Source organism: Citreimonas salinaria (assembly GCF_900107235.1).
Taxonomy (GTDB): Bacteria; Pseudomonadota; Alphaproteobacteria; order Rhodobacterales; family Rhodobacteraceae; genus Citreimonas; species Citreimonas salinaria.
Window position 1 is genome coordinate 1 of the sequence record NZ_FNPF01000009.1, and the last position, 25946, is coordinate 25946.

Here is a 25946-nt window from a genome sequence, read left to right on the forward strand (position 1 = left end):
TGAGCTCACCGGGTCGATTCACTCCGTGGCGCGTCGAGAGCTCGGCTCGTGATCAAGCCTTGCCGCGAATGGCAGATAAGTCCGCCCTTCCGGCCGGTGGAGGTCGGATCATACCGCGCACCGGCACGAAGGCCGCTTCGGAAAACCGCGCAGCAGCACGACACATCCCTCGGCGATGCGCCGATGCGAGAACAGTACCGCTCGCCCGGCAAAAATGAGGATGCTCTGGAGTGCCCCGCAGCATGAGGGTCAGCCAACAAATCTCCGGCGAGGTCATGAAGTAACGGGACGGGCTGCGCTGGCTCATTCGCCGGAGCCAGCGACTGCACCACTTTGCTCAAGCGGGGTTTCTCTGACAGTCCTGCTCGATAGCTCGATAGCTCGATAGCTCGATAGCTCGATAGCTCGGGACACAGGTCACAAGATGCGTTCTCAGAAGGGAAAGAAGACAGGGATCACAGCAATTGAGATTGCACCGACGATCAGGTTCATCGGCACCCCGATTTTCAGAAAGTCCGCGAAGCGGTAACTTCCAGCGCCGTAGACCAGCGTATTGGTCTGGTAACCGATTGGAGTTGCAAAGCTGGCGCTTGCCGCGAACATCACGGCCACGACGAACGGGCGCGGATCAAGGCCCAACTGCACGGCGAGGCCAATTGCTACGGGTGTGACGATGACCGCCACCGCGTTGTTCGTGACAGCTTCGGTAAGAACCGACGTCATCAGGTAGATCGCGGCCAGGATCATGACCGGCGGGAGGCCCTGGATCCACGGAACAATCGATTCGACGACCAGGTACACCGCCCCCGTGTGCTGCAATCCAGCGCCAACGATGAGCATGGAGAAAATGAGGACGAGGATGCCCGCGTCGATCGAACTCCACGCCTCGTCGCTGTCGATGCAGCGCAACAACAAGATGACTGCCACCGCCATCAACACGAGTTCGCTGATCTCGGCGATGCCTAGCGCCGCCAGTCCCATGACCGCAACAAGCGTCAGGAGAGCCAACGGCGCCTTCTGGCGTCGGTACGCTCGCCCGTTCGCTTGTGTAATTGCCGCCAAATCACCCGCCCGGTTCAGTCGCGCGAAGCCTTCTTCCGTCCCCTCAAGTAGCAGCCTGTCGGCCGGGCGGAGCAGAATGGTCGAGAGGCTCGGTCCGAGAGTCTGGCCGTGGCTATGCACCCCAAGGACCCGCACGCCGTAGCGATAGCCGGTGGCAAGCCGCGAGAGGCGAACGGCGCTGCCACGGCGAGACAGTGTTACGATCGCCTCGGCCACCGCGAGATCCTCGCGGCCCGTCGGCCCATGCTGGAGCCCGACGTCCAAGTTTTCTAGATCGCGCAGTGTCAGGATCTCGGACGTGCTCGCCGTTGCGACGATCCGATCACCAACCTCTAGCTGGTGCTCTTCGAGCTTGTCGCGCTTGATCTGCGAATGGGTGTGTACCGCATGCAAAACGATGCCTGGGCGGTTGAGGTCCGGAACATCGCCCAGCGGCTTGCCAAGATCGACAAAGCCTTCCTGCGGACGCAGTTCGGTCAGAAAGTCGACCTCGCTTCCGCGCAACGGCTCGTCTGGCGCTCCACGGTCGGGCAACAGGAGTGGCCCCAGCACGAACAGCGCGAGGCCGCCGCCGGCAATCGCGAACAAGCCGACCGAGGTAATTTCGAAAATGGAAAATGGTTCCATACCGAGATCGCGAGCTACCCCGTCGACCAGCAGGTTGGTGGAGGTCCCGATGAGCGTCCAGGTTCCACCCAAGACAGCCGTGTAGGACAGCGGGATCAACAGGCGCGTCGGCGCGATATTCAAGCTCTGCGCCAGACGTATCACCACCGGTATCAAAATGAGTACCACGGGGGTGTTGTTCATCAGGCCCGAGGCCAGGATCGTCGCCAGCAGGAATGACACGAGAGCCAGCACCGGTCGATGGCTTGCGCCCGTCGCAATCTGGTTGGTCAGCGCGTCCAGCAGGCCGGTACGCACCAGCGCGCCGCTGAGGACAAACATCCCTGCGATCGTAATGGGCGCGGGATTGGCGAAAGCCGCCAAAACTTCATCTGTCGGAACCAGGCCGAACGCGATGAACGTTGCGGCTCCGCCAGCCGCGATTACCTCTGGCGGGTAGCGCTCGTACAGAAATGCAGCAAAAAGAACGAGCAGCAGCACGAAAGCAAGATGTGGCTCGTACTTCGCGATAGTTCCGGCCATCGGATCGGCGCCTCGCCTCTATTCTGTTTGGTGCGGACCCAACTACCGTAGGCGCTTGGGCGGTTTCGGAATGCTGTAGAGGCTCGCGCAGAACGCAGTATTCATCTCTGGCCCGTATCCGCCTCGTCAGCCGGCGCAAGCGCCGCAATTCGCTTGTCGAGGCTTTGCGCGTCGGCCCGGTATCCTGATCAAGGCCGGGCGGCTACGCTAATATGCTCCAACGTAGTTGGGCGGCATTCGCCTGAGATGACTCTCTACGGTACGCACACCCTCGACATTCTCGACCGCAATGCGGGCGGCGCGCTCCTCATCATCGCTTGCGACAAAACCCCAGAGCTCGACGTCGCCGTCAGTCACGGTCGCGTTCACGCCACTGGAGACCAAAGCCGGTATCGCCTGCAGGGCCTTAGCGACCTTCTCGCGCAATTCCTCATCACTGGGTTGCATTGCCGGCAGCGGTTTGGCGGCGGCAATTCCCTGCAGAAGATTTGCCCGGCTGATGATCCCGACCAGCCGCCCCGTCTCGTCCACCACCGGCACGCGCTTGATGCGCTTGCGTTCGAGAAGACGAGCGATCTCGCCCAGGGGCGTTTCCGGTGCGACGGAGGACACGTCCCGCGTCATGACATCTTGCGCGCGGCGGCCATGCCGCTTGACGTACTCGGCCGGTGTTACCGAACTGCCGAACAGCCGCAACCACCAGGACCCGTGACTGTCGGCGTCCTCGATGCGCCGCACCAGATCGCCCTCGCTGACAATTCCAACAACCTCGCCGGCGTCGTTCAGCACCGGGACGCCGCTGATCCGGTGCATCAGAAGGCGTTCCGCGATCTCTTCGACGGTCGCAGTGGGACGTACTGTTATGACATCCTGTGTCATGACGTGCTTGGCTTGCATGATGTCCTCCCCGGGTATGCGTTCTTCCACGATACCACGCATGGCGGAAATTTCGAGGAGGACGGGGGGCGGCTTCAGCGTCTCAGCAGAAGCCTTGTCTGGCGACGCGGAGGGGGCGCGACGACAGATGCAGCACCACGGTGAGGCATCGAAAGCCAGTTCGCGGCGAGAACCGCGCCCCCGCCCGACGCAGACGCCTTCCTGTTTCTTTGCCCGCCGTTACCGTACAATGGCTAATATGGTGGAGGCTTTGTCCATGGATGACGCGCCTGAAAGAGAAAGAGAGGGCAAGACCGAACTTGCCAAGGACCGTACCGATTGGGCGGAGGATCGCACTGTTCTCGCCAACGAGCGCACTTTTGCCAGCTGGATCCGGTCCGGCCTTGCTGCAGTGGCGGTCGCGCTGGGCCTCCATGCATTGTTCAGGGATTTCGAACCCACCTGGGTGCCGAAGATGCTGGCGAACATCTTCATCCTCACGGCCATCGCGATCTTCGTCGCCGCATGGCGCGGGGCGATGCGCATGCAGAAGCGGATGAAAAGCCACGACACCGGCGGTCCGCCGCGTACAGGCCTCTCTGCAATCACGGCAGTCCTCATTGCCGTGAGCCTTGCCACCGGGGTTGTTCTGTGGCTGCTGTGACGACATGAGCAAGCAAGAGGCGCGCCTCGTCATCTGGCGACGCGAAGCGACTGCCATGCCCTGTCAGCCAGTTTCTTCGGCAGTGCCTCTCCGTATCGTCAGTCCGATGAATCGCGGCCCTTGGCCATCGCCCGCTCCCGCGCGCTGGGATTTTCCGAAGCGCGGAACGGAACGTCGCAGACCTCGGCCGCAACCGGCTGGCCCGAGACTTCGCAGTAGGCTTCCGGCAGTTCGACCCTGAGGGGCGTTCCGAGTTCGGACAAAGCGTAAGGCACGTGGGCCAAGGCGATGTTGAAGCCCAGCTCCGGGGACCACCAGGGCGAGGTGACGTAGCCGACGCGCTTGCCAGCATCGTCCTGCACCAGCCAGAAGTCGGGAGCGTAATCCGTGATCGGCTTACCTCCGAGCTTCAGGCCGACCATCTTCAGCGCGAAAGGATAATCCCCCGCCTCGATGCGATCGCGTTGCGCCTCGAGGGTGGCCTTCCCCACGTAATCTGCCTCTTTCTTCCGCGGGACCTGGTAGCTGAGATTGACCTGAAACGGCGATGTCTCGGCATCGAGGTCCTGGCCCCAGGACAGGATCCCGGCCGCGATGCGCCGATGATGCGCGGGCGCGATGACCCGCAGCCCGTGGCGCGACCCGGCGCCGCGGATCGCATACCACACGGCTTCGGCCTGCAGCGTCGCGTCGCGGACATACACTTCGTAGCCCTTTTCGCCACTGAATCCGGTCTGGCTGATGACCACCGAAGCCCCGCCTATCTCGGCCTCGAGCATTCCATAGTAAGGGATCCCGCGGATTTCCTCGCCCACCAGATCCGCCATGAGTTCTTCAGAAAGCGGCCCTTGTATCTGCAAAGGCGAGACGTCGATCTCGTCGATCTCGACGTTCCATCCCTTGCCGACGTTGACTCCCTGCAGCCACAGCATGAGGTCGGAATCCGAGATCGAGAACCAGAACTCGTCGTCCGAGAGCCGCAACAGCACGGGATCGTTCAGAATGCCGCCCTTGTCGTTGCACAGGATGCAGTACTTCCCGTGCATGGGGGCGATCCGCGTGGCGTCGCGCGTTATGACGTAGTTCACGAAAGCCTCTGCGTCGGGACCTTTCACCCGGACCTGGCGCTCTACCGCGACGTCCCAGAGCGTGACGCGGTTGATCAGCGCGTCGTATTCGACCATCGCGCCGCCATCTTCCGGTCGGACATAGCCGCGCGGGTGGTACATGCGGTTGTACACCGTCGCCCGCCAAGCGCCCGCCTCGATTGACAGGTGCCAGAAGGGCGATTTCCGCACACGCGTGGAGATCAGCATCTGGACGGGCGTCGGTCCGGACTGGCGCAGGTTGATCGGCACCAGCCGATCGGATTGGTTCACGCCGGGGGCGTTCGGATGCATTCGATCGACGGAGTTTGTTTCTGTCATTGGAGCGACCTCTCTCCGGCGGCGCCTGGTATTCCTGTAACCCTGTCTCGAAACCGTAGATCCGCGAGAAATCCGGCTTCATACTCACAGCGACATTCGAGCCGCGGGAAGCGACGCGTGCCAGTCGCGGGGTTCGCAGCAGGGAAAGCGCCGCCGAGCGAGTTGCCAGGCCCCACAGGAACCAAACCAATTTCCGCCAGTTGGCAGGGAAAGTGTTCAGCGACGAACGACCGCCCGTTGCGCCGGTGTCGTCAGGCCAAGGTGCGACGATGGCCGGTACGGAGAATCATTTCCGGAGCCTGAAGGGAGATTACTCATGAGGACGTTGAAGACACTGCTTGCGAGCGCGGCGCTGACGAGCGTAATCGCGATGCCGGTGGCAGCGCAGAATGGCCCCACGACATACGACTTCGAGGGCAGTTTCGATGACGCGACTTTCGCAGTGAGAAATGCGATCGTTCAAGAGGGGCTTGTCGTGGATTTCGTGAGCCACGTGGGTGACATGCTGAATCGCACCCGCGAGGATGTAGGCGGCGAAAAACACTTCGATGCTGCCGATATCTTCATTTTCTGTTCCGCCGTGGTGACGCGCGAAGTACTGGCGGAGGATCCCATGAACGTTGCGCAGTGCCCGTACGGCATCTTCGTGACCGAGCGGGAAGGTGAAGTGAAGATCGGCTATCGGGACTATCCCGACGGTGCGATGGAAAAGGTTGAGCAGCTCCTCGACAAGATCGTGAACGACGCTATCGAACAATAACAACAAAAAACTAACCTTCGGTGGCCGGCGTGACGAGGTCTGTCTGGCGTGAAGCCGGTGATCCCGGATGCGCCCGAAGGCATCAAGGCCGCCACGGCTCGGGTGCTGCCGACGACCCGGCTGCCCTGTCGCGACCGCTTCCGACGCAATGCCTTGGCCATGCCGGACGGAACAGCCGGCGCGCCGTACCGGCCTTTATCGCCATGGCGTTCGCCCAGCCCGGCCACGCGTCGGCCAGGATCCAATGGCGCCCGGTGCCCAACCAGGTGCGCGGCAGGATTCCGAAGCCGGCCGCGTTTGCACGCGCGATCCGATAGTATCCTCGGACATCATCCGGGACCCGCGCGATTCGCTCGGCGGTCTGCCGATGACGCAGGTGGTCGGCGAAAACCTCGTCAAGGTGATGGGTTGGTACGTCAACGAGTGGGGCTATGCCGCCCAGATGGTCCGCGAAGCGGTGCGCCAGAGCCGCCGGAGCTGAGCGTCACTCATCCAGAGGAGCGAGAAGGTGCAGACTGCCCAGCGGGTCCGGACGATCCTGTCGCACTACAAGCGTGACCGTCCCGAAAAAAGGGCCAATGTCGTGCGCCTCCTGATGCACGGGCAGTCGGGCGGTACGGGGCGCCTGTTGGTCCTGCCCGTCCATCAGGGGTTCGAGCATGGTCCGACGCGCAGTTCTGCACCCAATCCGCCGGCATACGATCCGCATTACCTATTCGGCCTGGCTGTCGACGGACGCGTCAGCGCCTTGGCGGCCCCGCTGGAAGCCGGCTCCGACAGCTTCGCCGGGTCCGTGCCGATGATCCTGAAGGCGAACAACGCCAACGGACTGGCGCGCGAGCAGGACCAGAGCGTCGCGGCACCTTTCCGCGATGCGCTGCAGCCTGACTGTTCGGCGATTGGCTACACGATCTATCTTGGGGCCGACGCGCAATACGGACAGATCGAGGAAGTGCGCGAGGCCACCGCGGAAGCGCGAGAACATGGGCTTGCGGTGGTGATCTGGGCCTATCCGCGTGGAGGCGAACTGTCGGAAGACGGACGGACGGCGCTCGATGTCGTCTCCTATGCCGCGCATATGGCCGCGCTGATGGGCGCGCACGCAATCAAGACGAAGGTGCCCGGCGTGCACCCGAAGCGTGGCGACGCCAACGACTCCTTCGAAGGCGTCGAGACGGATTCACTGCCGGGGCGCGTTGCGCACGTGATGCGCTGCGCCTTCGAGGGTCGCCGTATCGTCGTGTTCTCGGGCGGCGGCGCAAAGGAAGAGGGCGATACCCTCGACGAGGTACGCGCGATCCGTCGCGGCGGCGGAAGCGGCTCGATCATCGGGCGCAACACCTTCCAGCGGCCACGGGATGACGCGCTTGCGATGCTGGAACGGATCGCCGCCATCCACTCGGACGGTGAAACATAGCTGAAAGCGCGGAAACCGGATGATCCGCACGGCGAAAGACGAGGACCGATGGCAAACGGCGGGCTACCGAAAAATGACGATCTGGCCGAACGGCCTTGGCATGCGGTCCCCGGTGACGAGGCGGTCGACGACCTGGGCAGCGATCGGGACAAGGGGCTGAGCGACCGCGAGGCCGAGCGGCGGCACGACGAATACGGCTCGAACAAGTTGCCGGAACGCCAGCGCGAGACGCTGTTCCAGACTTTCCTTCGGCAGTTCAAGGATCCGCTGATCTACATCCTGCTCGCCGCAGGTCTCGTGTCGCTCGCCATCGGCAATTTCGAGGATGCGGCTTTCATCTTCGCAGTGCTGTTGTTCAACGCCGGTCTCGGCACCTATCAGGAATACAAGGCCGAAAGCGCCGCGCAGTCGCTGCAGCAGGTCATGCGGATCACCGCGCAGGTGACGCGCGAGGGCGAGAAGGAGGAGGTCGACAGCACCGACCTCGTCCCTGGCGACATCGTGTCGATCAAGTCCGGCGCCTCGGTTCCCGCCGACATCCGCCTGCTGAAGTCGCAGAATCTGCTGGTGGACGAGTCGCTTCTGACCGGCGAATCCACGCAGGTTGAAAAGCGGGCGCAGGCCCAACTCGATCCTGACACATCACTCGGCGACCGCACGACCCTGCTGCATGCCGGCAGCAACGTCACCAGCGGTCGTGGCACCGGGGTCGTCTGCCGCACCGGCACCATGACCGAAATCGGGCGTATCGCAAAGTCGCTGACCGAAGAAGAGCAGGTGCCGCCGCTGGTCCTGCGGGTGCGGCGCTTCACGCGGGTGATCGCCGTCGGTGTCCTCGTCATCATCGTTGTTCTGGGCTTGCTGCAGGCGCTGCGCGGCGACGACCTGACCGAAATCTTCTTCCTGGCCGTTGCGCTCGCCGTCTCGGCCATTCCCGCGGGTCTGCCGGTGGCGATCACCGTGGCGATTTCCATCGGCTCGAACCGGATGGCCAAGCGCAACGTCATCGTGCGCAAGCTGCCGGCGGTCGAGGGGCTGGGCGCCTGCACCCTGATCGCGAGCGACAAGACCGGCACGCTGACTGAGAACAAGCTGACCGCGAATCGTATCCGTCCGCTCGAGGGTGAGGACGTCGATGTCAGCGGCGCGGGCTACGAGCCGGACGGCGATTTCACCCGCGACAGCGAGATCTTGGACCCTGAGCAGGAGGAGTGGCTGCGGGATATCGCGATAACCGGCGCGCTCTGCAACGAGGCCGAGTACGACGTCGAGGACGGCGAGGTACGCGCCAGCGGCGATACCGTCGACGTGGCCTTCCTCGTCCTCGCGCGCAAGCTGGGCCTGTCGCGTGAGGAACTTCTGGAGCAGCACCCGGAAGTCGGCGGCATCCCCTTTGAGTCCGAGCGCCGCTTCGCCGCCACCTTCAACCGGCACGACGACAGGATCGTCGCGCACGTCAAGGGCGCGGCGCAGACGCTTGCCGAAATGTGCGGCGTTGATGTTGAGACGGTGCGCGAGCGCGAGGTGGCGTTGGCTGGCGACGGCTACCGCGTTCTTGGCGCAGCCGCCGGCGAGGTGGACGAGGCGACGGCGGAGAAGGCCGACCCGGACGCGCTCGCCGGCCTCCGGTTTCAAGGACTCGTCGGCCTCATCGACCCGGTGCGCAAGGAGGTTCCGGGCGCCGTGGATGCGTGCCATGACGCCGGCGTCGAGGTGCGTATGGTGACGGGCGACCATCCGGGCACCGCGCTCGCCATCGGGCGACAGCTTCACATCGCCGACGACGAGGGCACGGTCGTAACAGGAAATGAAATCGGACGGCGCGAGGAAGGCGGCAGCGGCACCGCGAGCGAGACGATCAGAAAGGCGGCAATCTATGCCCGCGTCGAGCCGCGGCAGAAGACGACGATCATAGATACGCTGCAGGATGCGGGTCACGTCGTCGCCGTCACCGGCGACGGCGTGAACGACGCACCGGCGCTGCGCGCGGCGCATATCGGCGTGGCCATGGGCGAAGGTGGGACAGATGTCGCGCGCAACGCCGCCGACCTGATCCTGACCGACGACAACTTCGCCTCGATCGTCAACGGGATCGAGGAAGGCCGCATCGCCTATGACAATGTCCGCAAGGTAGTCTGGTTGCTGATTTCGACCGGCGTGGCGGAGCTTGTGCTGTTCACGCTGTCGGTGATCTTCAATACGCCCCTGCCACTGACGCCGGTGCAGCTTCTTTGGTTGAACCTGGTGACCAACGGCATTCAGGACGTCGCGCTGGCCTTCGAGAAGGGCGAGCCGGGCGTTCTGAAGCGGCGGCCGCGCGACCCCGACGAGCGGATCTTCAACCGGCTGATGATCGAGGAGGTGCTGACTTCCGGCCTTTACATGGGGTTCGTCGGCTTCGGCGTGTTCTGGTTCCTGACCGCCGAGATGAATTACGAGACGTTCGACGCGCGGAACCTGCTGCTTCTACTGCTGGTGCTGTTCGAGAATGTACACGCCTTCAACGTGCGGTCCGAGACACGCTCGGCCTTCCGCATCCCGCTCAGCGCCAACTGGCTTCTGGTAGGGGCAGTTGTGGTGTCGCAGGGGGTTCACATCGTTTCAATGTTCATCCCCGGCTGGAGCGGCGTGCTGGAGATTCAGCCGGTGGCCTTCACGACGTGGGCGATCCTGCTTACCATCACGCTCAGCAAGTTCCTGATCGTCGAGGCCTACAAGGCCTTCCGCGGCCGCGCCTTGGCCGAACGGATCTACCAGAAACCCGCGCGCGCCAGGAAGGCCGGCGACGGTGGCGAGGGGGACCAGGGGCAGACGGTGGACCACGCCAGGAGCGCCGATTTCGCCAAGCGCGCCGAGTTCGCCAAATCTGCCGAGTACGCGGAGAAGATCGTCCGCCCCGAGGACCGGAAGGAAGAAGAAGAAGGGCAAGACCAGGAAGACAAGCGCAAAAAGGTGACGGCCGAGAAGAAGAGTCAAGACAGGGACTTTGAGCCCGAGGAAGAAAACGAAAAGGCCGAAGAGTGGGGCGAAGAGGGCGGGGATGCCGGAGAGAAGGACGAAGACGAGGGGCCCGAAGGGAAGCGCCGTAGCCGAGCTTCGGGCCGGGTGGACGAGGGCGCAAACGGCCCTGACGAGGAAAAGGAGTGACAATCATGAACAGCGATGACGTGTACGTGCGCGAATTCGCCGATCTGGGGCGCCGCGACGGAGCAATCGTCGGGGGCAAGAACGCCTCTCTCGGTGAGATGATCGGGAACCTGCACGAGCTCGGCGTGCGCGTGCCCTCGGGCTTCGCCACCACCGCCGATGCCTATTGGCGGTTCATCGACGACAACGACTTGCGGCAGAAGCTTGCGGATGAACTTGGCAAGCTAAAAGACGACCGCAGCAACCTTGCCGATGTGGGCGAGGCGGTGCGCGGGCACATCCTTGGCGGCACGATGCCGGGGCCGGTCGAGGCGGCGATCCGCCAGGCCTACAGTGATCTTGCCGCGCGGCTGGAGCGCGATGATCTCGACGTCGCCGTCCGCAGTTCGGCCACGGCGGAGGATCTGCCGGAAGCCAGTTTCGCCGGACAGCTCGAGACGTTCCTCAATATCCGCGGCGAAAAGGCGGTGATCGACGCGGTCAGGCGCTGCTTCGCCTCGCTCTTCACCGACCGCGCGATCGCTTACCGCGAGAACAACGGCTTTGATCACATGGACATCGCGCTGTCCGCCGGCGTGCAGCAGATGGCGCGCTCCGATCTCGCGGGATCGGGCGTGATGTTCTCCATCGACACCGAGACGGGCTTTCCCCGCACGGTGCTTATCACCGGCGCATGGGGGCTGGGCGAGACCGTCGTGCAGGGCCAGGTCGATCCCGACGAGTACCACGTCTTCAAGCCGCTTCTGGACAGCGCCGGCGCACGCCCGATCGTAGAGAAGGTGCTCGGGCGAAAGCGTCAGAAGATGGTCTATGCCAGCGGCAACTCGCAGACCAAGGTTGTCGACACGAGCGAGGAGGAGCGGTCGCGCTTCGTGCTCAATGATGACGAGGTGCTGCAGCTCGGGCGCTGGGCGAAGGCTATCGAGGACCATTACGGCCAGCCGATGGACATGGAATGGGCCAAGGACGGCGAGACGGAGGAGCTTTTCGTCGTGCAGGCCAGGCCCGAAACGGTCCAGTCCCGGAAGGAAACCGGCGTCCTGAAGGCGTACAGCCTGAACGAGGAGGGCAGGGAACTGGTGCGGGGCCTCGCGATCGGCGACTCCATCTCGACCGGCAAGGTGCTGCGCCTGGAAAGTCCCGACGAGATCGAGCGCTTCGAGGATGGCGCGGTCCTGGTCACGGGAATGACCGATCCCGACTGGGTGCCGATCATGAAGAAGGCCTCGGCCATTGTCACCGATCACGGCGGGCGCACGAGCCATGCCGCGATCGTCAGCCGGGAGATGGGACTGACCGCCATCGTGGGCGCCGGGGATGCCACGGACAAGCTCAAGGACGGCCAAGAGGTCACCGTGTCCTGCGCGGAAGGCGACGAGGGTGTGGTCTATGACGGCGTGCTCGGGTTCGAGGAGCGAGAGATCGAGCTTGGCGACGTCCCCGAGACGCGCACTCGCGTGATGGTCAACCTAGCCAATCCCGCCGCCGCCTATCGCTGGTGGCGCCTGCCGACGGACGGCGTGGGCCTCGCGCGGATGGAGTTCATCATCGGGAACATGATCCGAATCCATCCGATGGCGCTGGTGCGCTACGGCGACCTCGAGGACAAGAAGGCCAAGGCCCTCATCGACGAATTGACGCGGGCCTACGAGGACAAGGCGGAATATTTCGTCGACACGCTGGCGCGCGGCGTGGCGCGGATCGCCTCGGCGCATTACCCCGACCCGGTCGTCGTGCGGATGAGCGACTTCAAGACCAACGAATACGCCGAGCTGATCGGTGGTGCGAACTTCGAACCGGAAGAAGAGAACCCGATGCTTGGTTGGCGCGGTGCCTCGCGCTACTACGACAAGGCCTATCGCGAGGGTTTCGCGCTGGAATGCCGCGCCCTGCGCCGCGCACGCGAGGAAATCGGTCTCGACAACATCATTATGATGATTCCGTTCTGCCGCACTCTGGGAGAGGCGGACCGGGTGCTCGAGACGCTGGCCGAAGAGGGGCTGGTGCGCGGCAAGGCCGGGCTTTCGATCTATGTCATGGCCGAAATACCCGCGAATGTCCTGCTCGCTGACGAGTTTGCGAAGCGTTTCGACGGATTTTCCATCGGCTCCAACGACCTCACGCAGCTCGTCCTCGGTGTCGACCGCGACAGCGACCGGCTGCGCCACCTCTTCGACGAGCAGGACCCGGCGGTGAAGGCGGCAATCGCCGATCTTCTCGCCAAGGCGAACCGCGCAGGCGTCCACACCGGCATCTGTGGACAGGCACCAAGCGACCACCCGGAATTCGCGCGGTTCCTCGTTCGCCAGGGCATCGGCTCGATTTCGGTCAGTCCGGACAGCTTTCTGCAGGTCAAGCAGCAGATCGCCGAGGCCGAACGCAAACAGGATCAGGAGAGAAAGCCATGAAGATCGTCATCTTCGACGTCGAACCATGGGAGACCGAAGTCTTCGGAACGCTGGAAGCGGACCACGATCTTGCTTTCGAGGAGGGGCCGCTCGACGCTGACTCGGCCGAGAAGCACAGCGACGCTGACGTCATCTCGGCTTTCATCTATTCGGATCACTCGAGCGAGGTGCTGAGAAAGTTCGACGACCTCAAGTTCGTCGCCACCCGCTCCACCGGCTTCGACCACATAGACATGGACTGGTGCCGCGAGAACGACGTGACCGTCTCGAACGTCCCGACCTACGGCAAGAATACCGTGGCCGAGCACGTCTTCGCCCTGCTGCTGGCGATCAGCCACAAGGTAGTGGAGGCCGTCGACCGCACCCGGCGCGGCGACTTCACGCAGGCGGGCCTGCAGGGCTTCGACCTGATGGGGCAAACGATGGGCGTCATCGGCACCGGCGACATCGGCACCCACACCGCCCGCATCGCCCGAGGTTTTCAGATGGAGGTGCTCGCCTTCGACGTGAACCCGCGCAACGACATCGCAGACGAGCTCGGTTTCTCCTACGTCGAGATGGACGAGCTGCTGCAGAAGTCCGACATCATCTCGCTCCACGTGCCCGGCAACGAAAAAACCAAGGGCCTGATCGACAAGAGCGCGTTCGGCAAGATGAAGGACGGCGCGATCCTAATCAATACAGCCCGCGGCCCGGTTGTGGACACCGACGCCCTGCTCGAGGCGCTGTCGAGCGGCAAGCTGCGCGCAGCCGGTCTCGACGTTCTGCCGGAGGAGCCCGTGGTCCGCGAGGAAGCCGAATTGCTTCGGGCCTACTTCAGTCGCGAACACGACCTCGACACGCTGCTTGCAGACCACATTCTGCTGCGTCTGCGCAACGTCGTCATCACGCCGCACACCGGCTTCAACACCCGCCAGGCGGTGCAGCGCATCCTCGACACGACGCGCGAGAACATCGAGGGCTTCATCGTGGGCAAGCCTCCAAACGTGGTTTCATCCTGAGCACCAGCAGAACCGATCGGCAAATCCAGCGAGGCGCAAGAGATGGTGGAAGTCTACAACCAGTCGAGCGACGAGGTCCTCGGGGCGCAGGCAGTCGACGCGGACACGGGTCTCTCCAACTCCGAGGCAAAGAGCCGCCTCGAGGAATATGGCGAGAACCGGCTCGATGAAGCCGAGCGGCGCAGCGGCTGGCGGATCTTCGTCGAGCAGTTCAAGAGCCTGATCTTCGGCATCCTTTTCGGGGCGGCGGCCCTGTCCTTCGCCTTCCAGGAGGTGGTGCAGGGCATCGCGATCCTGATCGCCATTCTCATCAACGCCGCCATCGGGTTCTTCACCGAGCTGCGCGCGACCCGCTCGATGGAGGCGCTGCGCGAGATGGAGCGCGTCTCGGCGCGGGTGCTTCGCGATGGCGAGGAGCGCGAAACGGACGCGGCCGAACTGGTTCCTGGCGACATCGTCCTGATCGAGGCGGGCGAAGTCGTGCCGGCCGACCTGCGCCTTGTCCGTGCTTACAACCTGCGCATGAACGAATCCGCCCTGACCGGCGAGTCGGTACCGCAAGGCAAGACGACCGACCCGATCGAAGGCGATGTCGAGGTCGCCGAGCGCGACAACATCGCCTTCAAGGGCACGTCCGTCAGCAACGGAAGCGGCCGTGGCGTTGTCGTGGCAACCGGCATGGAGACCGAGCTTGGCCACATCTCGCGCCTCGCCGAGGAGGCCGAGGAGGAGGAGACGCCACTGGAAAAGCGGCTCGACCGGCTTTCGCGGCGGCTGCTCGTGGTGATCGTGATTGTGGCGGCGCTGGTCTCGGTCGTGGGCATCGTCGCCGGGCGCGATCTTTTCATGATGGTCGAGACGGGCGTCGCGCTGATCGTCGCGGCGGTGCCCGAGGGGCTGCCCATCGTCGCCAGCATCGCGCTTGCGCGCGGCATGTGGCGGCTGGCCGAACGGAACGCCCTGATCGAGCGGCTATCGGCGGTCGAGACGCTCGGCGCGACCAACGTCATCTGTTCGGACAAGACGGGCACGCTGACCGAGAACCGCATGACGCTGGCGCGCCTCGCGCTACCCGAAGGCGACGTCGAAGTGCCGTCCGGAAACGAAGGCAACTTCCGCCTGGACGGCGAAGAGATCGATCCGAAGCTGCAATTTGCAGTCCGGCGCGCCCTGGAGGTCGGCGTGCTGTGCAACTCCGCGAGCCTTGAGGCGCCGGATGCGGACAAGCGCGGAACCGGAGATCCGATGGAGGTCGCGCTGCTGGTGGGCGGCAGCCGCGCAGGCCTGATGCGCGACGAACTTCTCGAGGAGCACGAGGAGGTGCATCGCGAGGAATTCGACCCCGCAGTCAAGATGATGGCCACCTACCACGAGGACGAGGACGGCATCCGCGTCGCCGTGAAGGGCGCGCCCGAAGCCGTGCTCGAGGTCTGCACGCATGTCTTTCAGGGAAAGAACCGGCGCAAGCTCGACGACGACGCCCGCGACGCCTGGCTTGAACGCAACGAAACCACGACTGCCGATGGTCTGCGGGCGCTGGCGCTGGCCGAAAAGACCGCCGGCAGCAAGGACGAAGACCCCTACGAGGGCCTGACGCTGATCGGCCTCGTGGGCCTACTGGACCCGCCGCGGGAAGAGGTGCGCGATGCGGTACAGGCATGTCGCAAGGCCGGCATCCAGGCGGTCATGGTAACGGGCGACCAACCCTCGACCGCGCGCGCCATCGCCGAGGCCGTTGGTCTTGTCGACAAGGCGGACGACGCGCTGGTGATGATGGGCAAGGAAATGAAGCCGGCCCGGGAACTGTCGAAGAAGGAGAAGCGGCGCCTGCTCAAGACACCGATCTTCGCCCGCTTCGATCCCGAGCAGAAACTGGACCTGATCCAGATCTATCAGGACGCCGGCAAGGTCGTGGCGATGACCGGCGACGGGGTCAACGACGCCCCCGCGCTGAAGAAGGCCGATATCGGCGTGGCGATGGGCCAGCGCGGCACCGAGGTCGCGCGCGAGGCGGCGGACATGGTTCTGCGTGACGACAGCTTCGCCAGCATCGTCGCGGCGATCCGCCAAGGGCGCACGATCTTCGGCAACATCCGCAAGTTCGTCATCTACATGCTGTCGGGCAACACAGGCGAGATCATCGCCGTCTCACTCGTGGCGATGCTGAACGCGCCGCTGCCGCTGCTGCCGCTGCAGATCCTCTACATCAACATCGTCTCGGACGTGTTCCCGGCCCTCGCGATCGGCGTTGGGGAAAGCCGCGCAGACGTGATGAAGAACCCGCCGCGCGACCCGGAGGAGCCTATCCTGACCCGCTACCTCTGGGGCGTGATCGGCGCCTACGGCGCTCTGATCGCCCTCTCGGTGCTCGCGGTCTTCTGGTATGCCTTCCAGATCGGCCTCGGCGCCGACGAGGCGGTGACCATCTCGTTCCTGACCTTCGGCTTCGCGCGGCTCTGGCACGTCTTCAACATGCGCGATCCGGACTCGCCCATGTTCCGGAACGAGATCACGACCAACAAGTACATCTGGATCGCCATCGGCATCGGCGTCGTCCTGATGTTTGCCGCGGCGTACCTGCCGGTCCTGAGCCCCGTGCTCGGCACGGTGGCACCGAGCGGCGAAGGATGGGTGCTGGTCGCGGTGGGCAGCATAATCCCGCTGATCGTCGGGCAAATCGTCAAGCTGAAGTCGATCCGCCGGCTGCTGCCGCGCGAAAACAGGGAAGGGGTTTCGAAGTCCAAAGGGTGATCGACTGCGCGGGGATCAGGCCCGGGATGGCGCTGCGGGCCTGCTCGTCTCTCAGGCGTGGCGCCCGCCGGCACTCCTCACGCGCTCCTGTTCGCGCTCGCGCTGGAGGCGGTCGGGCTTGATCTCGGGAACCAGGCGGAAGCTGAAGGTCTGCCCCGGACTGACTTCGCGCACCTGCCCGCGATAGGCGATGTTGACAGGGTGCGCCGTCATCGAGCGGCTCGAGATGGTCAACTCGTCCTGCGTGATCTCGAAGTCCAGGATCTGCCGGCGAAAGCGCACGGTCGATTTCAACCTCCCGACCTCGTCCGGAAGCCGCGGGTTGAAGATCAGCGTGTTCCCGCGAAGTTCGATTCCGGTGTAGCAGCGTTGCATCAGGTCGACCGTTCCTGCCATTGCCCCGAGATGAATGCCCTCGGGCGTGGTGCCGCCCTGGACATCGGCAAGGTCGGCATTGAGCGCCTTCTGCGCCAATTCCCAGGATCGCTGCCGGTCGGCCCTGGCCAGAACCCAGGCATGCGCCACCCAGCTCAGCGTGGAGCCGTGCGAGGTCCGGTGCATGTAATATTGGACATTGCGGAAGATCATGTCCGGCGTGAACTTGTAGCCGAGACGCTCGAAGATCTGCTCGATCTCCTCCCGGCTGAACAGATAGAAGATCATCAGCACGTCGGCCTGCTTCGAGACCTTGTAGTTGTTGGGGTCATCGTCCTCGGCCTCGAGGATGCGGTCGAGCCGCTGCAGGTTGTCGTGCTTCGCGCCGTAGCTGTCCCAGTCGAACTCCTTGAGCTTCTCGTAGCCCTCGAACTGGCTGATCATGCCGTCTTCATGGAACGGTATGAAAAGTTTGCGGCTGACCTCGTCCCAGTGGGCCAGTTCCTCTGGGCCGAGCCGCAGTCGCTCACACAGGCGGCGCCGCTCGTCCTCCGGGATCTGCTCGAGCACGTCGCCGACGCGGGACAGCACCCAGGACGCCATGATGTTCGTATAGGCGTTGTTGTCCAGTCCGCCATCCATGCTGGGGTCCGCGCCGGGATATGCCGTGTGGAACTCGTCCGGCCCCATGACACCACAGATGCCGTACCGGCCATCGTCCCTCTCCTGCGCCATGCTGGCCCAGAAACGGGCAACCTCGCAGAAGAGTTCGGCCCCGTAGTCGCGCAGGAAATCGCGATCGTCGGTCGCCTGCACGTATTTCCACACGTTGTAGGCAATGGCCGACCCGATGTGCCGCTGCCGCCAGGAGTTGTCGGGAATCCAGCGGCCTGACTTGGGATTGAGATGAATGCGCTGGCTTTCCTCGCGCCCGTTCGAGCCGCTTTGCCACGGGAACATCGCGCCCTTTAGTCCAGCCTCGCGCGCGGCACGCCGCGCCTCGTCGAGCCGACGGTATCGATAGCGCAGCACCGCGCGCGTCAGGACCGGCATCCGCAGCGTCAGGTACGGAAAGATGAAGAGCTCGTCCCACATGATGTGGCCCCGATAGGCCTCGCCGTGCCACCCACGCGGCGGCACACCGACGTCCATGTCGACCGAGTGGATCGAAGTAGTCTGCAGCAGGTGCAGGACATGCAGCCTGAGCTTGAGCTGCGCATCGTCCTTTGCGTTCTCCAGCCGGATGTCGAACTGCTCCCAAAGATGGCTCCACGCCTGCACGTGCTCCTCCTCCAGGGCGCGGAAGTCACGGGCGTGGCGGACGTGGTTCATCGCCTCGAGCAGCGGCTCGCTAATCGCATTGTCGCCTGAATCGAAGTAGGCCGCGATCTTCTCGATCCGGACGGATCGCCCCTCGTGCGCATCGACGTCGAATTCGTCCCTTGCCATGTCGGCCAGGGTTTCCGTCCGGGCCGCCGGAATGTGCCCGCCGTCAACAGCCACGGATGTCCGCGCCGCCAGCGCCACCTCGCGCCGCGCCTGCACAAAGCGCGACCGCAGAGCCAGCAGGTTGCCGTCCTCGCGCGATGCGTCCAGCGTTTCCAGGTGGCGCCCATCGAGGTCACGATACCGCGCCACCCCCCAGTTGATGACGCTGCCGTCGATACCTGACCTCACCGTCAGCGCACCTGACCAGTTCTCGGGCGTCAGCGTCACCGAAAGGGCGGCGAGGTGCGGATCATGCATCGACACAATTCGCCGTTCGTCCCACCGCGTCACGCGGCCCTCGCCGTCGCGGAAGCGCAGGCAGCGGGTCAGAACGTTGCTCCTGAGGTCAAGCTCCTGGCGATAGTCGAGATACCCGACATCGTCGGGACGCAGCCAATCCCCGCCCTCGGCGCGAATGGTCAGCGGAAGCCAGTTGGGAATGTTGACGAGATCCTCGTTCTCGATCCGGTGGTCCGCGATCTCGGACGTCAGCCGGTCGTAGCCGCCGGCGAGGTACGTGCCGGGATAATGCGCGTCATCGGCGACCGCGTTTGGCGCAGCCGCGCGTGAGACGATATAGCCGTTGCCGAGCGCGCAGAGCGTCTCGCGCAGGCCCTCGGACCCGGGATCGTATCCGGAATACTTCAGCTGCCAGTCGTTCATCGCTCCCCCGTATCCCGATCGGCCAGCAAGTCGACGAAGCGTCGCACGTCCTCCGGATCGGCCAGTGCGTAGTCTGCAAGTGTCGCGCGCCCGCCGCCGCGGACGGCGGCGCAGAGGCCGACGTCACCAAGGGCGCCGAAGGCGTCCTCGTCGGTTAGATCGTCGCCCAGATAGATCGGCAGGGCGTCGCCGTTGCCCAGCCGCGTATGCTCCAGTAGCCAGGCGACGGCGCGGCCCTTGTCCCAGTCTGCGCGGGGCTGGATCTCGAACACCTTCTTGCCGCGGCCCTTGCGCAGCTTGTCGTGGCGCTCGACGATCCGGTCCACCTCAAGCTCGATCGCCTCGACATGCGTCTCGGCGACCCGTCGATAGTGCACGGCGACAGAGAAGGTCTTGCGCTCCACATCGGCTCCTTCGATGTCCGAAAGCGCGTGGCGCAACTCCGCATCGGCCTGCTCGATCGGGCGCAGAAATCCCTCGGCCTCGTCGGGGCGTGCCTCGAGTCCATCGGGCCCGGCAATATCGAAGCCGTGACTGCCGGCGTAGATCACCTGGTCCAGACCCACGCGCTCGCGCACGTCGGCAAGATCGCGGCCGCTGATGACGGCGACAGGGCAGCGCTTGGCCAGACGCGCGACCGCGGCACGGGTTTCGTCGGGGATCGTCGCCTGGCGGTAGTCCGCGACGATGGGCGAAAGAGTGCCGTCATAGTCAAGGAACACCGAGACCGGCCGCGATCCAAGTCGGTCCCGGACCTCGTCCAGCCGGTCCCAGATCAGCGGCAGCCGGTCGAGCGTCCTTAACCCGCCGCCCCCCGGCAACAGCAAACGCCGCAGGTCCCGCGTCACAAGATCGGCGCCGTTGGCGCGCAGGGCGTGGCGGTGCTGGCTGGAATCGTCCTGCCGGTCCGCGCCGATGATCAGGCCGAAGCGCCCGGCCGCACCGGCCAGGACGCCCGAGACCGCATCCTCGACCACCACGGCCTCGGCCGGCTTGCAGCCGAGCCGCCGCACGGTCTCCTCCAGCTGATCCGGCGCAGGCTTGGGCGACAGGCCCCGTTCGTCCGCATCAAGGCCACTGACGATGGCATCGAAGACATCCTTGATCCCAGCGCTTTCCAGCACGTGCGCGACGTTGCGGCTGGCCGAGAAGATGCCGACGCGGATACCAGCCTTCTTCAGCCCTTCGATCAGCTCTATGGCGTCGTTGAAAACCGGCACGCGGTTTTCCTTCAGCCATTCGTGGAAGCGCCGGTTCTTTCGGTTGCCGATGCCGCGCACGGTCTTCAGCCCCTCGTCATCCTCGTTCCCCTCCGGCAGCTCGATCCCGCGCGACCTGAGGAATTCGCGGACCCCGTCGTAGCGGGGGATGCCGTCCACGTGGGCGAGATAATCCTCACGTGTGAAAGCCCCGCCTTCGCCGCGAGCGTCCAGGAACGCGTCGAACACGTACTTCCATGCCGCGAAATGCGCCTCGGCCGTGTCGGTCACCACGCCGTCCATGTCGAAAATCACGGCGGCAACCACGTCGCCGATCCCGTGGGCGCTTTCTTCCATCCCGGTTTCTTCCTCGACGGCCGTCCTTTGCATGGTGCTGCTTGCGCCGGCTGCGCGGGCGGGCACTCGGTCCTCGAAGTTCAACGTGCGCTCGTCCGCACGGTTCCGCGCCGGGACGTGCAACGAACAGCCAGCCCGCGCGTTCAAGACGGAAGCCGGGCCTGCGCGGTTCATCGGCGGATCGATGACGAAGGGATTGTCCAGATGCCGCAACTGATCCTGCTGCGCCACGGAGAGAGTGTCTGGAACCGCGACAACCGATTCACGGGCTGGACTGATGTCGATCTTAGCGACGGCGGCATCGAGGAGGCGCGGCAAGCCGCACGACTCATCTCTCGCGCCAAAATCGAATTCGACCTCTGCCTCACATCGGTGCAGAAGCGGTCGATCCGCACGCTGTGGATCGTCCTCGACCAGCTCGACCTCATGTACATGCAGGTCGAGACGCACTGGCGCCTCAACGAGCGGCATTACGGCGCGCTGCAGGGCCAGAACAAGGACGAGAAACGCCGCGAGGTCGGCGAGGAACAAGTGCACGAATGGCGCCGCAGCTTCGCCACGAGGCCCCCTCCCCCTCGACGAGGCGGACGAACGCTTTCCCGGGCATGAGCGCAAATACGCAAACCTTCCCGACGCCGCGTTGCCGCGCACGGAAAGCCTCGAAGACTGCATCGCGCGCATGCTGCCCTACTGGCAGATGCGGATCGAGACGGCGCTGATGGCGGGTCGCAAACCCCTCGTCGTCGCGCATGGCAACAGCATCCGCGGCATCGTCAAGCATCTCGACGATATCCCGGACGACGAGATTCCGGGCCTCGAGATCCCGACCGGCGTGCCGCTCGTTTACGACTTCGACGAGGCTCTGCGCCCGACCGGCAGCCGCTATTTGAACCGGAGCTGATGCGAAGCGGGCGGAGCCAGCATGACCGAGCCGATCCAGTCCGTCTCGTTCCTGATCCTGCTGATCGGCGCGATCGCCGCCGCGGCCGTCGTGATCAAGGCGCTGCTCGACCGGACCGGCGCGCCCGCCCTCGTGGGTTTCATCGGCTTCGGCTTCCTTCTGCGGCTCGCGGATGACCGTTGGAACATGCTGTCGGATCAGGGCGACTTCGCCTTCGAGGTTCTGGCGGAACTCGGCATCATCGTCCTGCTGTTCCGCGTTGGCCTTGAAAGCGACCTCCAGCGCCTCCGCCGGCAGCTGCGCAGTGCAAGCGTGATCTGGGTCGGCAACGTGGCTTTGAGCGGCGGCCTCGGCTATCTCGTCATGTTTTGGCTGCTGCGCTATAGACAAATTCCCAGTCTCGTCGCGGCCGTTGCGCTGCGACCAGCATCGGCGTCTCGCTGGGAATACGGCGCCAGCACGACGCCCTCGATACGCCGAAAGGTCAGCTCCTGACCGACGTAGCCGAAATGGACGACCTCTCGGGTATCGCCCTGATGGCGCTGCTCTTCGCGGTCGTGCCCGTGCTGCGCGGCCTCGTCGCCCCTGTCTCCCGCGCGATCCTCTTTCGACGCTGGCCTGAGGAGGTTGTTCGCGACGGCCAGAGCGGCAACTGATCGGCTCAGACAGCTGCCGTCGCTCGTGACGTTTCATGCATTCCGAGGCTGGGAGAAGGCAATGCTTCAATCGATGATCTGTCCGGGGCGCTACGTGCAGGGACGTGACGCCCTGTCGGTTCTGGACGAGGAGTTGGCTCGGCTCGGGCGCTGTGCGCTCGCGGTCTGCGATCCTTTCGTCTACGACAATCTACTCGAGTCCGAGATCCGCCCGCGCCTGGGCGATCGCACAGAAATCCGCTTCGAGCGCTTCGTGGTTCGAGGCACGGTCCTGCCGGCACTCGTCGGCGCCAAACAAGACCGACCGGCAAGGAACCGAACCCGCCCTTGCGCTGGCGCAACTCTGCCACAAGATCCTGTTGAATGACAATGCGCTTGCCAGACGCGCCTGCGAGGTCGATGCGGTGACGCCGGCGTTCGAGCGGGTCGTCGAGGCCAACACGCTCCTCAGCGGCCTCGGCTTCGAAAGCGGCGGCTTCGCGACCGCTCACGCGCTCGTCCAATGATCCGGTCTGCAGGGGTCGCTGATCGCTCCGCTACCTGAAAATTCACTGAGAGGCCAAATCGGGAGAAATTTATTACAAATCAGAGGCTTCCAGGACACTTCATCAAAATATCGAGCATTTCCTTGACGCGGGGCGCACGAAAAAATCGCCCTTTTGCGCACTCATATGCCCCGTTGGAAGTTGCGAGAATGGATTTGGCGATCCCGGGAGGACTCGAACCCCCAACATCCTGATTAGAAGTCAGGTGCTCTATCCAGTTGAGCTACGGGACCATGCCTCCTTGACCGCGGGTGGACGGCGTTCCGCAACCCGCTTCGCGACGCCACCCGCCTGTTCCGAGTCCCCCTTGCGGCACGATGTGCGCCGATCAGAAGCTCCATAAAGGAGACAGCATCGGGGCGGGTTTATTCGCGCGATCGGGGCGCGTGTCAAGGCGCGGGGCTGCCGTGCGGGTCAGCCGCCGGCCAGAAGCCCGCCGATCCGGCGGACGGCCGCCTCGTAGCCCTCGATCCCGAGGCCTGCGATCACGCCGTCGGCGCGCAGGCTGACATAGGAATGGTGCCGAAAGCTTTCGCGCTTGTGCACGTTCGAGATGTGCACCTCGATCACGGGGCCGTCGAAGGCGTTCAGCGCGTCGAGGATCGCGATCGAGGTATGGGTGAAGGCGCCCGGGTTGATCACGATTCCGGCGGCCGCCTCGCGCGCCTCGTGGATCCAGTCGATCAGTGCGCCCTCGTGGTTCGATTGCAGCATCCGCAGATCGCACCCTTCGGGAAGCACCGCGCGACAGCGACGCTCGACATCGGCCAGCGTGTCTGCGCCGTAGATCTCGGGCTGGCGCCTGCCCAGCAGGTTCAGGTTCGGACCGTTGAGGACGAAGATCGTTCCGGGCATCGGGACCTCGTGGCGTTGGCTGCGCCGTTCATCCCGCATTTCGCCGCCGCCGTCGACCCGCGCCATGCGCGCCGGGCCGCTGCTCCGCGGCCTGTGGTCGTGTGGCCACGCGAACGGCGGCCTGCATGGAAGCGGGGCGCGCGCGAATCCCCGCGACGCGCCCCATGCATGTGGTTCGTGTCGTCGCCTGCGGGGTCAGTCACGCCCGGCGATGCCTTCGCGGTTGGTGTCCATCAGCGGCGAATAGTTCTGGTCGAGTCCCTCCAGGTTCAGCGACGGGTTGTAGACCCGCTGGATCGCGGTCTGCGAGAACTCGTTCAGCGCGAACCACGTGGCCACCGCCAGCACCAGCGCGGTGAAGGTTCCTGTCAGAAAGCCGGTCATCGTGCGCCCTCGCGTCCCTTGGCTTCAAGGTCGGCCAGCCACAGGTCGTGGTGCTCCTTGGCCCAGTTCCTGTCGACGTTGCCGCTCCACATGGCGTCGATCGCGCCCTGCATGCCGACGGTGCCGATGTAGACGTGCCCGATGAAGATCGCGATCAGGAGCACGCCCACGACCGCATGGGTCAGCATCGTCCAGCTCATGCCCTCGAGATCGAGGAAGTAGAACGGGAACATCAGCAGCACACCCGAGACGACCATGATGGCACCGCCCAGGATAGCCGACCAGAAGATCAGCTTCTGCCCGGCGTTGAACTTGCGGGACGACGGGTGGTCGAGCGAGTCGGTGAAGAACCCGCCGCCGCGGCGCAGCCACTCGATGTCCAGCTTCGAGGGCAGGTTGCGGCGCATCCACGCGACCGCCATGACGATGAGACCCAGCGCGAAGGGCGGGAAGAACATCATGTGGCCCCAGGTGGCCAGCCAGCCCACCGGGCCCAGCCATTCGTCGTCCAGCGGGCCGCCATACAGCGAACCGCCGAAGGCGATGGCCGATCCGGTCAGCGCCAGCATGATGAACGAGGTCGCGGTCATCCAGTGGTTGGCGCGCTCGATCAGGCCGAAGCGCTTGACGCTGCGCCTGCTGCGTCCCTCGACGATGGGCACCCGACCCCGGATCGCCAGGATCAGCGCCAGCAGAAAGCTGAAGCCGAGGATCGCCAGCGCGCCCAGATGCGTAGAGAAATCCGCGATGCCCAACCGCCAGTCGCGCGCGAAGGGACGCTCGAACAGCTCGGCATTGGGATAGGGCAGGGACGAGATGCCGACGATCCGCTCGGACGGGTTGGCCAGAGGCAGGATGTCGCCGTCGGGGTTCGACCAGGCCTCGGTCAGGAAGGCCGAGGGCTCGTCGATGGGCGAGGAATTCAGCACAATGTCATTGCCGAAGGCGTAGTCCGGTGCATCGCCGTCCGGAGATGGGCCGGTGCGCCACCGTTCGTCCTGCAACTTCGTGCGCGCCGAAATTACTTTCGAGGCCTGCACGCCGCCAAGATCGGGCGTGTGGTCGTTCGCCGACCAGCGATATTCCGGAATGGTGCGCGCGTCGTCGTCGAACATCTCGTAGATCTGGACCGCCAGCGCGATGGCCAGCAGGACCGCAACGATCGCGCCGCCGATGCGGTAGGCCTTGAAATCGCGCCCGCGCACGACGACCGGGCCGTGTTCGTGTTCGTAAGGGGAAGCTTGCGTGCTGTCCTGCGGCATCATCCCTGCTCCTCCGGATAGTAGGCGGTCCGCCAGCCCCAGGCGCCGGCACCGAAGCCGCGGGCGATCACGCGCTCGCGGTAGATTTCGGCGATCTCGTCGCCGTCGCCAGCCAGCAGCGCGCGGGTGGAGCACACCTCGGCGCAGATCGGCAGCTTGCCCTCGGCGATGCGGTTGCGGCCGTACTTGCGGTACTCAGCCTCCGAGCCGTTCTCCTCGGGGCCGCCGGCGCAATAGGTGCACTTGTCCATCTTGCCGCGCGACCCGAACAGCGTCGCCTGCGGATATTGCGGCGCACCAAACGGGCAGGCGTAGAAGCAGTAGCCGCAGCCGATGCAGGTGTCCTTGTCATGCAGGACGACGCCGATATCGGTCTGGTACAGGGTCGAGACCGGGCAGACCGCCACGCAGGGCGCGTCGGTGCAGTGCATGCAGGAGATCGCGATGGATTTCTCGCCCGGCTCGCCATCGTTGATGGTCACGACCCGCCGTCGGACCATGCCCCAAGGGACCTCGTGCTCGTTTTTGCACGAGGTCGCGCAGGCGTTGCATTCGATGCAGCGATCGGTGTCGCAAAGGAATTTCGCGCGTGCCATGTG

Annotated in this window: 22 protein-coding genes, 1 tRNA gene and 2 pseudogenes; 15 read left to right on the forward strand and 10 right to left on the reverse strand. The window is 64.6% G+C overall.

What is annotated here, in order from left to right; genetic code table 11:
* Positions 1-432 precede the first annotated feature (432 nt).
* Positions 433-2211 (reverse strand): SLC13 family permease, encoded by a 1779-nt coding sequence (locus tag BLW27_RS11945; RefSeq protein WP_089883610.1) that lies wholly within the window; start codon positions 2209-2211, stop codon positions 433-435.
* Between the two features lie 207 nt (positions 2212-2418).
* A complete protein-coding gene (locus tag BLW27_RS11950) occupies positions 2419-3108 on the reverse strand; it encodes a CBS domain-containing protein (RefSeq protein WP_089883613.1) in 690 nt (229 codons plus the stop codon).
* Positions 3109-3364: 256 nt separating this feature from the next.
* On the opposite strand from BLW27_RS11950, the gene BLW27_RS11955 reads away from it, so the two are divergent.
* Entirely contained in the window at positions 3365-3751 is a 387-nt protein-coding gene (locus tag BLW27_RS11955) for a YidH family protein (protein WP_089883615.1), read from the forward strand.
* A gap of 98 nt (positions 3752-3849) precedes the next feature.
* Here the strand turns inward: BLW27_RS11955 and BLW27_RS11960 are convergent, their stop codons facing one another.
* Positions 3850-5178: a glycine cleavage T C-terminal barrel domain-containing protein gene (locus BLW27_RS11960; protein WP_245710861.1), complete on the reverse strand. Its 1329-nt coding sequence runs from the start codon at positions 5176-5178 to the stop codon at positions 3850-3852.
* 325 nt (positions 5179-5503) lie between these two features.
* Between BLW27_RS11960 and BLW27_RS11965 the strand changes: the two genes are divergently transcribed.
* The 8 genes and pseudogenes from BLW27_RS11965 (at position 5504) to BLW27_RS12000 (ending at position 16662) form a co-directional block, all read left to right on the forward strand.
* Entirely contained in the window at positions 5504-5938 is a 435-nt protein-coding gene (locus BLW27_RS11965) for a DUF302 domain-containing protein (protein ID WP_089883767.1), read from the forward strand.
* 33 nt (positions 5939-5971) lie between these two features.
* A pseudogene (locus BLW27_RS11970) lies at positions 5972-6231 on the forward strand (transposase); the annotation flags it as partial.
* On the forward strand, positions 6183-6419 hold the full coding sequence (locus tag BLW27_RS11975; protein WP_089883617.1) for a hypothetical protein: 237 nt from the start codon (positions 6183-6185) through the stop codon (positions 6417-6419). The pseudogene BLW27_RS11970 and the gene BLW27_RS11975, both read left to right, overlap by 49 nt.
* A gap of 27 nt (positions 6420-6446) precedes the next feature.
* A complete protein-coding gene (locus BLW27_RS11980; RefSeq protein WP_089883619.1) occupies positions 6447-7355 on the forward strand; it encodes a class I fructose-bisphosphate aldolase in 909 nt (302 codons plus the stop codon).
* A gap of 48 nt (positions 7356-7403) precedes the next feature.
* Entirely contained in the window at positions 7404-10502 is a 3099-nt protein-coding gene (locus BLW27_RS11985) for a cation-translocating P-type ATPase (RefSeq protein ID WP_089883621.1), read from the forward strand.
* 5 nt (positions 10503-10507) lie between these two features.
* Positions 10508-12910: a phosphoenolpyruvate synthase gene (gene ppsA, locus BLW27_RS11990; protein ID WP_089883624.1), complete on the forward strand. Its 2403-nt coding sequence runs from the start codon at positions 10508-10510 to the stop codon at positions 12908-12910.
* Entirely contained in the window at positions 12907-13911 is a 1005-nt protein-coding gene (locus BLW27_RS11995) for a hydroxyacid dehydrogenase (protein WP_089883626.1), read from the forward strand. Before ppsA ends, BLW27_RS11995 begins: the two co-directional genes overlap by 4 nt.
* Positions 13912-13953: 42 nt before the next feature.
* Positions 13954-16662, forward strand: a complete 2709-nt coding sequence (locus BLW27_RS12000) for a cation-translocating P-type ATPase (RefSeq protein WP_089883629.1) — start codon at positions 13954-13956, stop codon at positions 16660-16662.
* A gap of 51 nt (positions 16663-16713) precedes the next feature.
* On the opposite strand, the gene BLW27_RS21445 is transcribed toward BLW27_RS12000, so the two are convergent.
* Together BLW27_RS21445 and otsB are read right to left on the reverse strand one after the other, a co-directional pair.
* A complete protein-coding gene (locus BLW27_RS21445; protein ID WP_218141111.1) occupies positions 16714-19188 on the reverse strand; it encodes a glycoside hydrolase family 65 protein in 2475 nt (824 codons plus the stop codon).
* On the reverse strand, positions 19185-20918 hold the full coding sequence (otsB, locus tag BLW27_RS21450) for a trehalose-phosphatase (RefSeq protein WP_342708067.1): 1734 nt from the start codon (positions 20916-20918) through the stop codon (positions 19185-19187). The genes BLW27_RS21445 and otsB overlap by 4 nt, the downstream gene beginning before the upstream one ends.
* Before the next feature lie 30 nt (positions 20919-20948).
* Here otsB and BLW27_RS22110 point away from each other — a divergent pair.
* The 6 genes and pseudogenes from BLW27_RS22110 to BLW27_RS20725 form a co-directional block, all read left to right on the forward strand.
* Positions 20949-21248 (forward strand): annotated as a pseudogene (locus tag BLW27_RS22110) (2,3-bisphosphoglycerate-dependent phosphoglycerate mutase); the annotation flags it as partial.
* Positions 21214-21645 carry a 2,3-bisphosphoglycerate-dependent phosphoglycerate mutase gene (locus tag BLW27_RS12010; protein WP_425429295.1) on the forward strand — a complete coding sequence of 144 codons (432 nt, stop codon included), beginning with the start codon at positions 21214-21216 and terminating at the stop codon, positions 21643-21645. The pseudogene BLW27_RS22110 and the gene BLW27_RS12010, both read left to right, overlap by 35 nt.
* Before the next feature lie 21 nt (positions 21646-21666).
* Positions 21667-22140 carry a cation:proton antiporter domain-containing protein gene (locus BLW27_RS12015; protein WP_089883632.1) on the forward strand — a complete coding sequence of 158 codons (474 nt, stop codon included), beginning with the start codon at positions 21667-21669 and terminating at the stop codon, positions 22138-22140.
* Positions 22141-22154: 14 nt separating this feature from the next.
* On the forward strand, positions 22155-22301 hold the full coding sequence (locus BLW27_RS21190; protein ID WP_177177884.1) for a hypothetical protein: 147 nt from the start codon (positions 22155-22157) through the stop codon (positions 22299-22301).
* A gap of 61 nt (positions 22302-22362) precedes the next feature.
* Positions 22363-22668 (forward strand): hypothetical protein, encoded by a 306-nt coding sequence (locus BLW27_RS20720; protein ID WP_143042251.1) that lies wholly within the window; start codon positions 22363-22365, stop codon positions 22666-22668.
* On the forward strand, positions 22661-22807 hold the full coding sequence (locus BLW27_RS20725) for a glycerol dehydrogenase (RefSeq protein ID WP_143042252.1): 147 nt from the start codon (positions 22661-22663) through the stop codon (positions 22805-22807). Before BLW27_RS20720 ends, BLW27_RS20725 begins: the two co-directional genes overlap by 8 nt.
* A gap of 195 nt (positions 22808-23002) precedes the next feature.
* Here the strand turns inward: BLW27_RS20725 and BLW27_RS12020 are convergent.
* The 5 genes from BLW27_RS12020 to fdh3B form a co-directional block, all read right to left on the reverse strand.
* Positions 23003-23079, reverse strand: a tRNA-Arg gene (locus BLW27_RS12020).
* Positions 23080-23260: 181 nt separating this feature from the next.
* Positions 23261-23701: a type II 3-dehydroquinate dehydratase gene (aroQ, locus tag BLW27_RS12025; RefSeq protein ID WP_089883768.1), complete on the reverse strand. Its 441-nt coding sequence runs from the start codon at positions 23699-23701 to the stop codon at positions 23261-23263.
* A gap of 195 nt (positions 23702-23896) precedes the next feature.
* Positions 23897-24085, reverse strand: coding sequence for a hypothetical protein (locus tag BLW27_RS12030; protein ID WP_089883635.1), 189 nt, complete (start codon positions 24083-24085; stop codon positions 23897-23899).
* The gene (locus tag BLW27_RS12035; RefSeq protein ID WP_177177885.1) at positions 24082-25347 is read right to left on the reverse strand and encodes a formate dehydrogenase subunit gamma; all 1266 of its coding nucleotides are present in this window, start codon (positions 25345-25347) and stop codon (positions 24082-24084) included. The genes BLW27_RS12030 and BLW27_RS12035 overlap by 4 nt, the downstream gene beginning before the upstream one ends.
* Complete coding sequence (fdh3B, locus tag BLW27_RS12040; protein ID WP_089883640.1) at positions 25347-25943, reverse strand: formate dehydrogenase FDH3 subunit beta; 597 nt, start codon at positions 25941-25943, stop codon at positions 25347-25349. Before fdh3B ends, BLW27_RS12035 begins: the two co-directional genes overlap by 1 nt.
* Between the last annotated feature and the right edge of the window lie 3 nt (positions 25944-25946).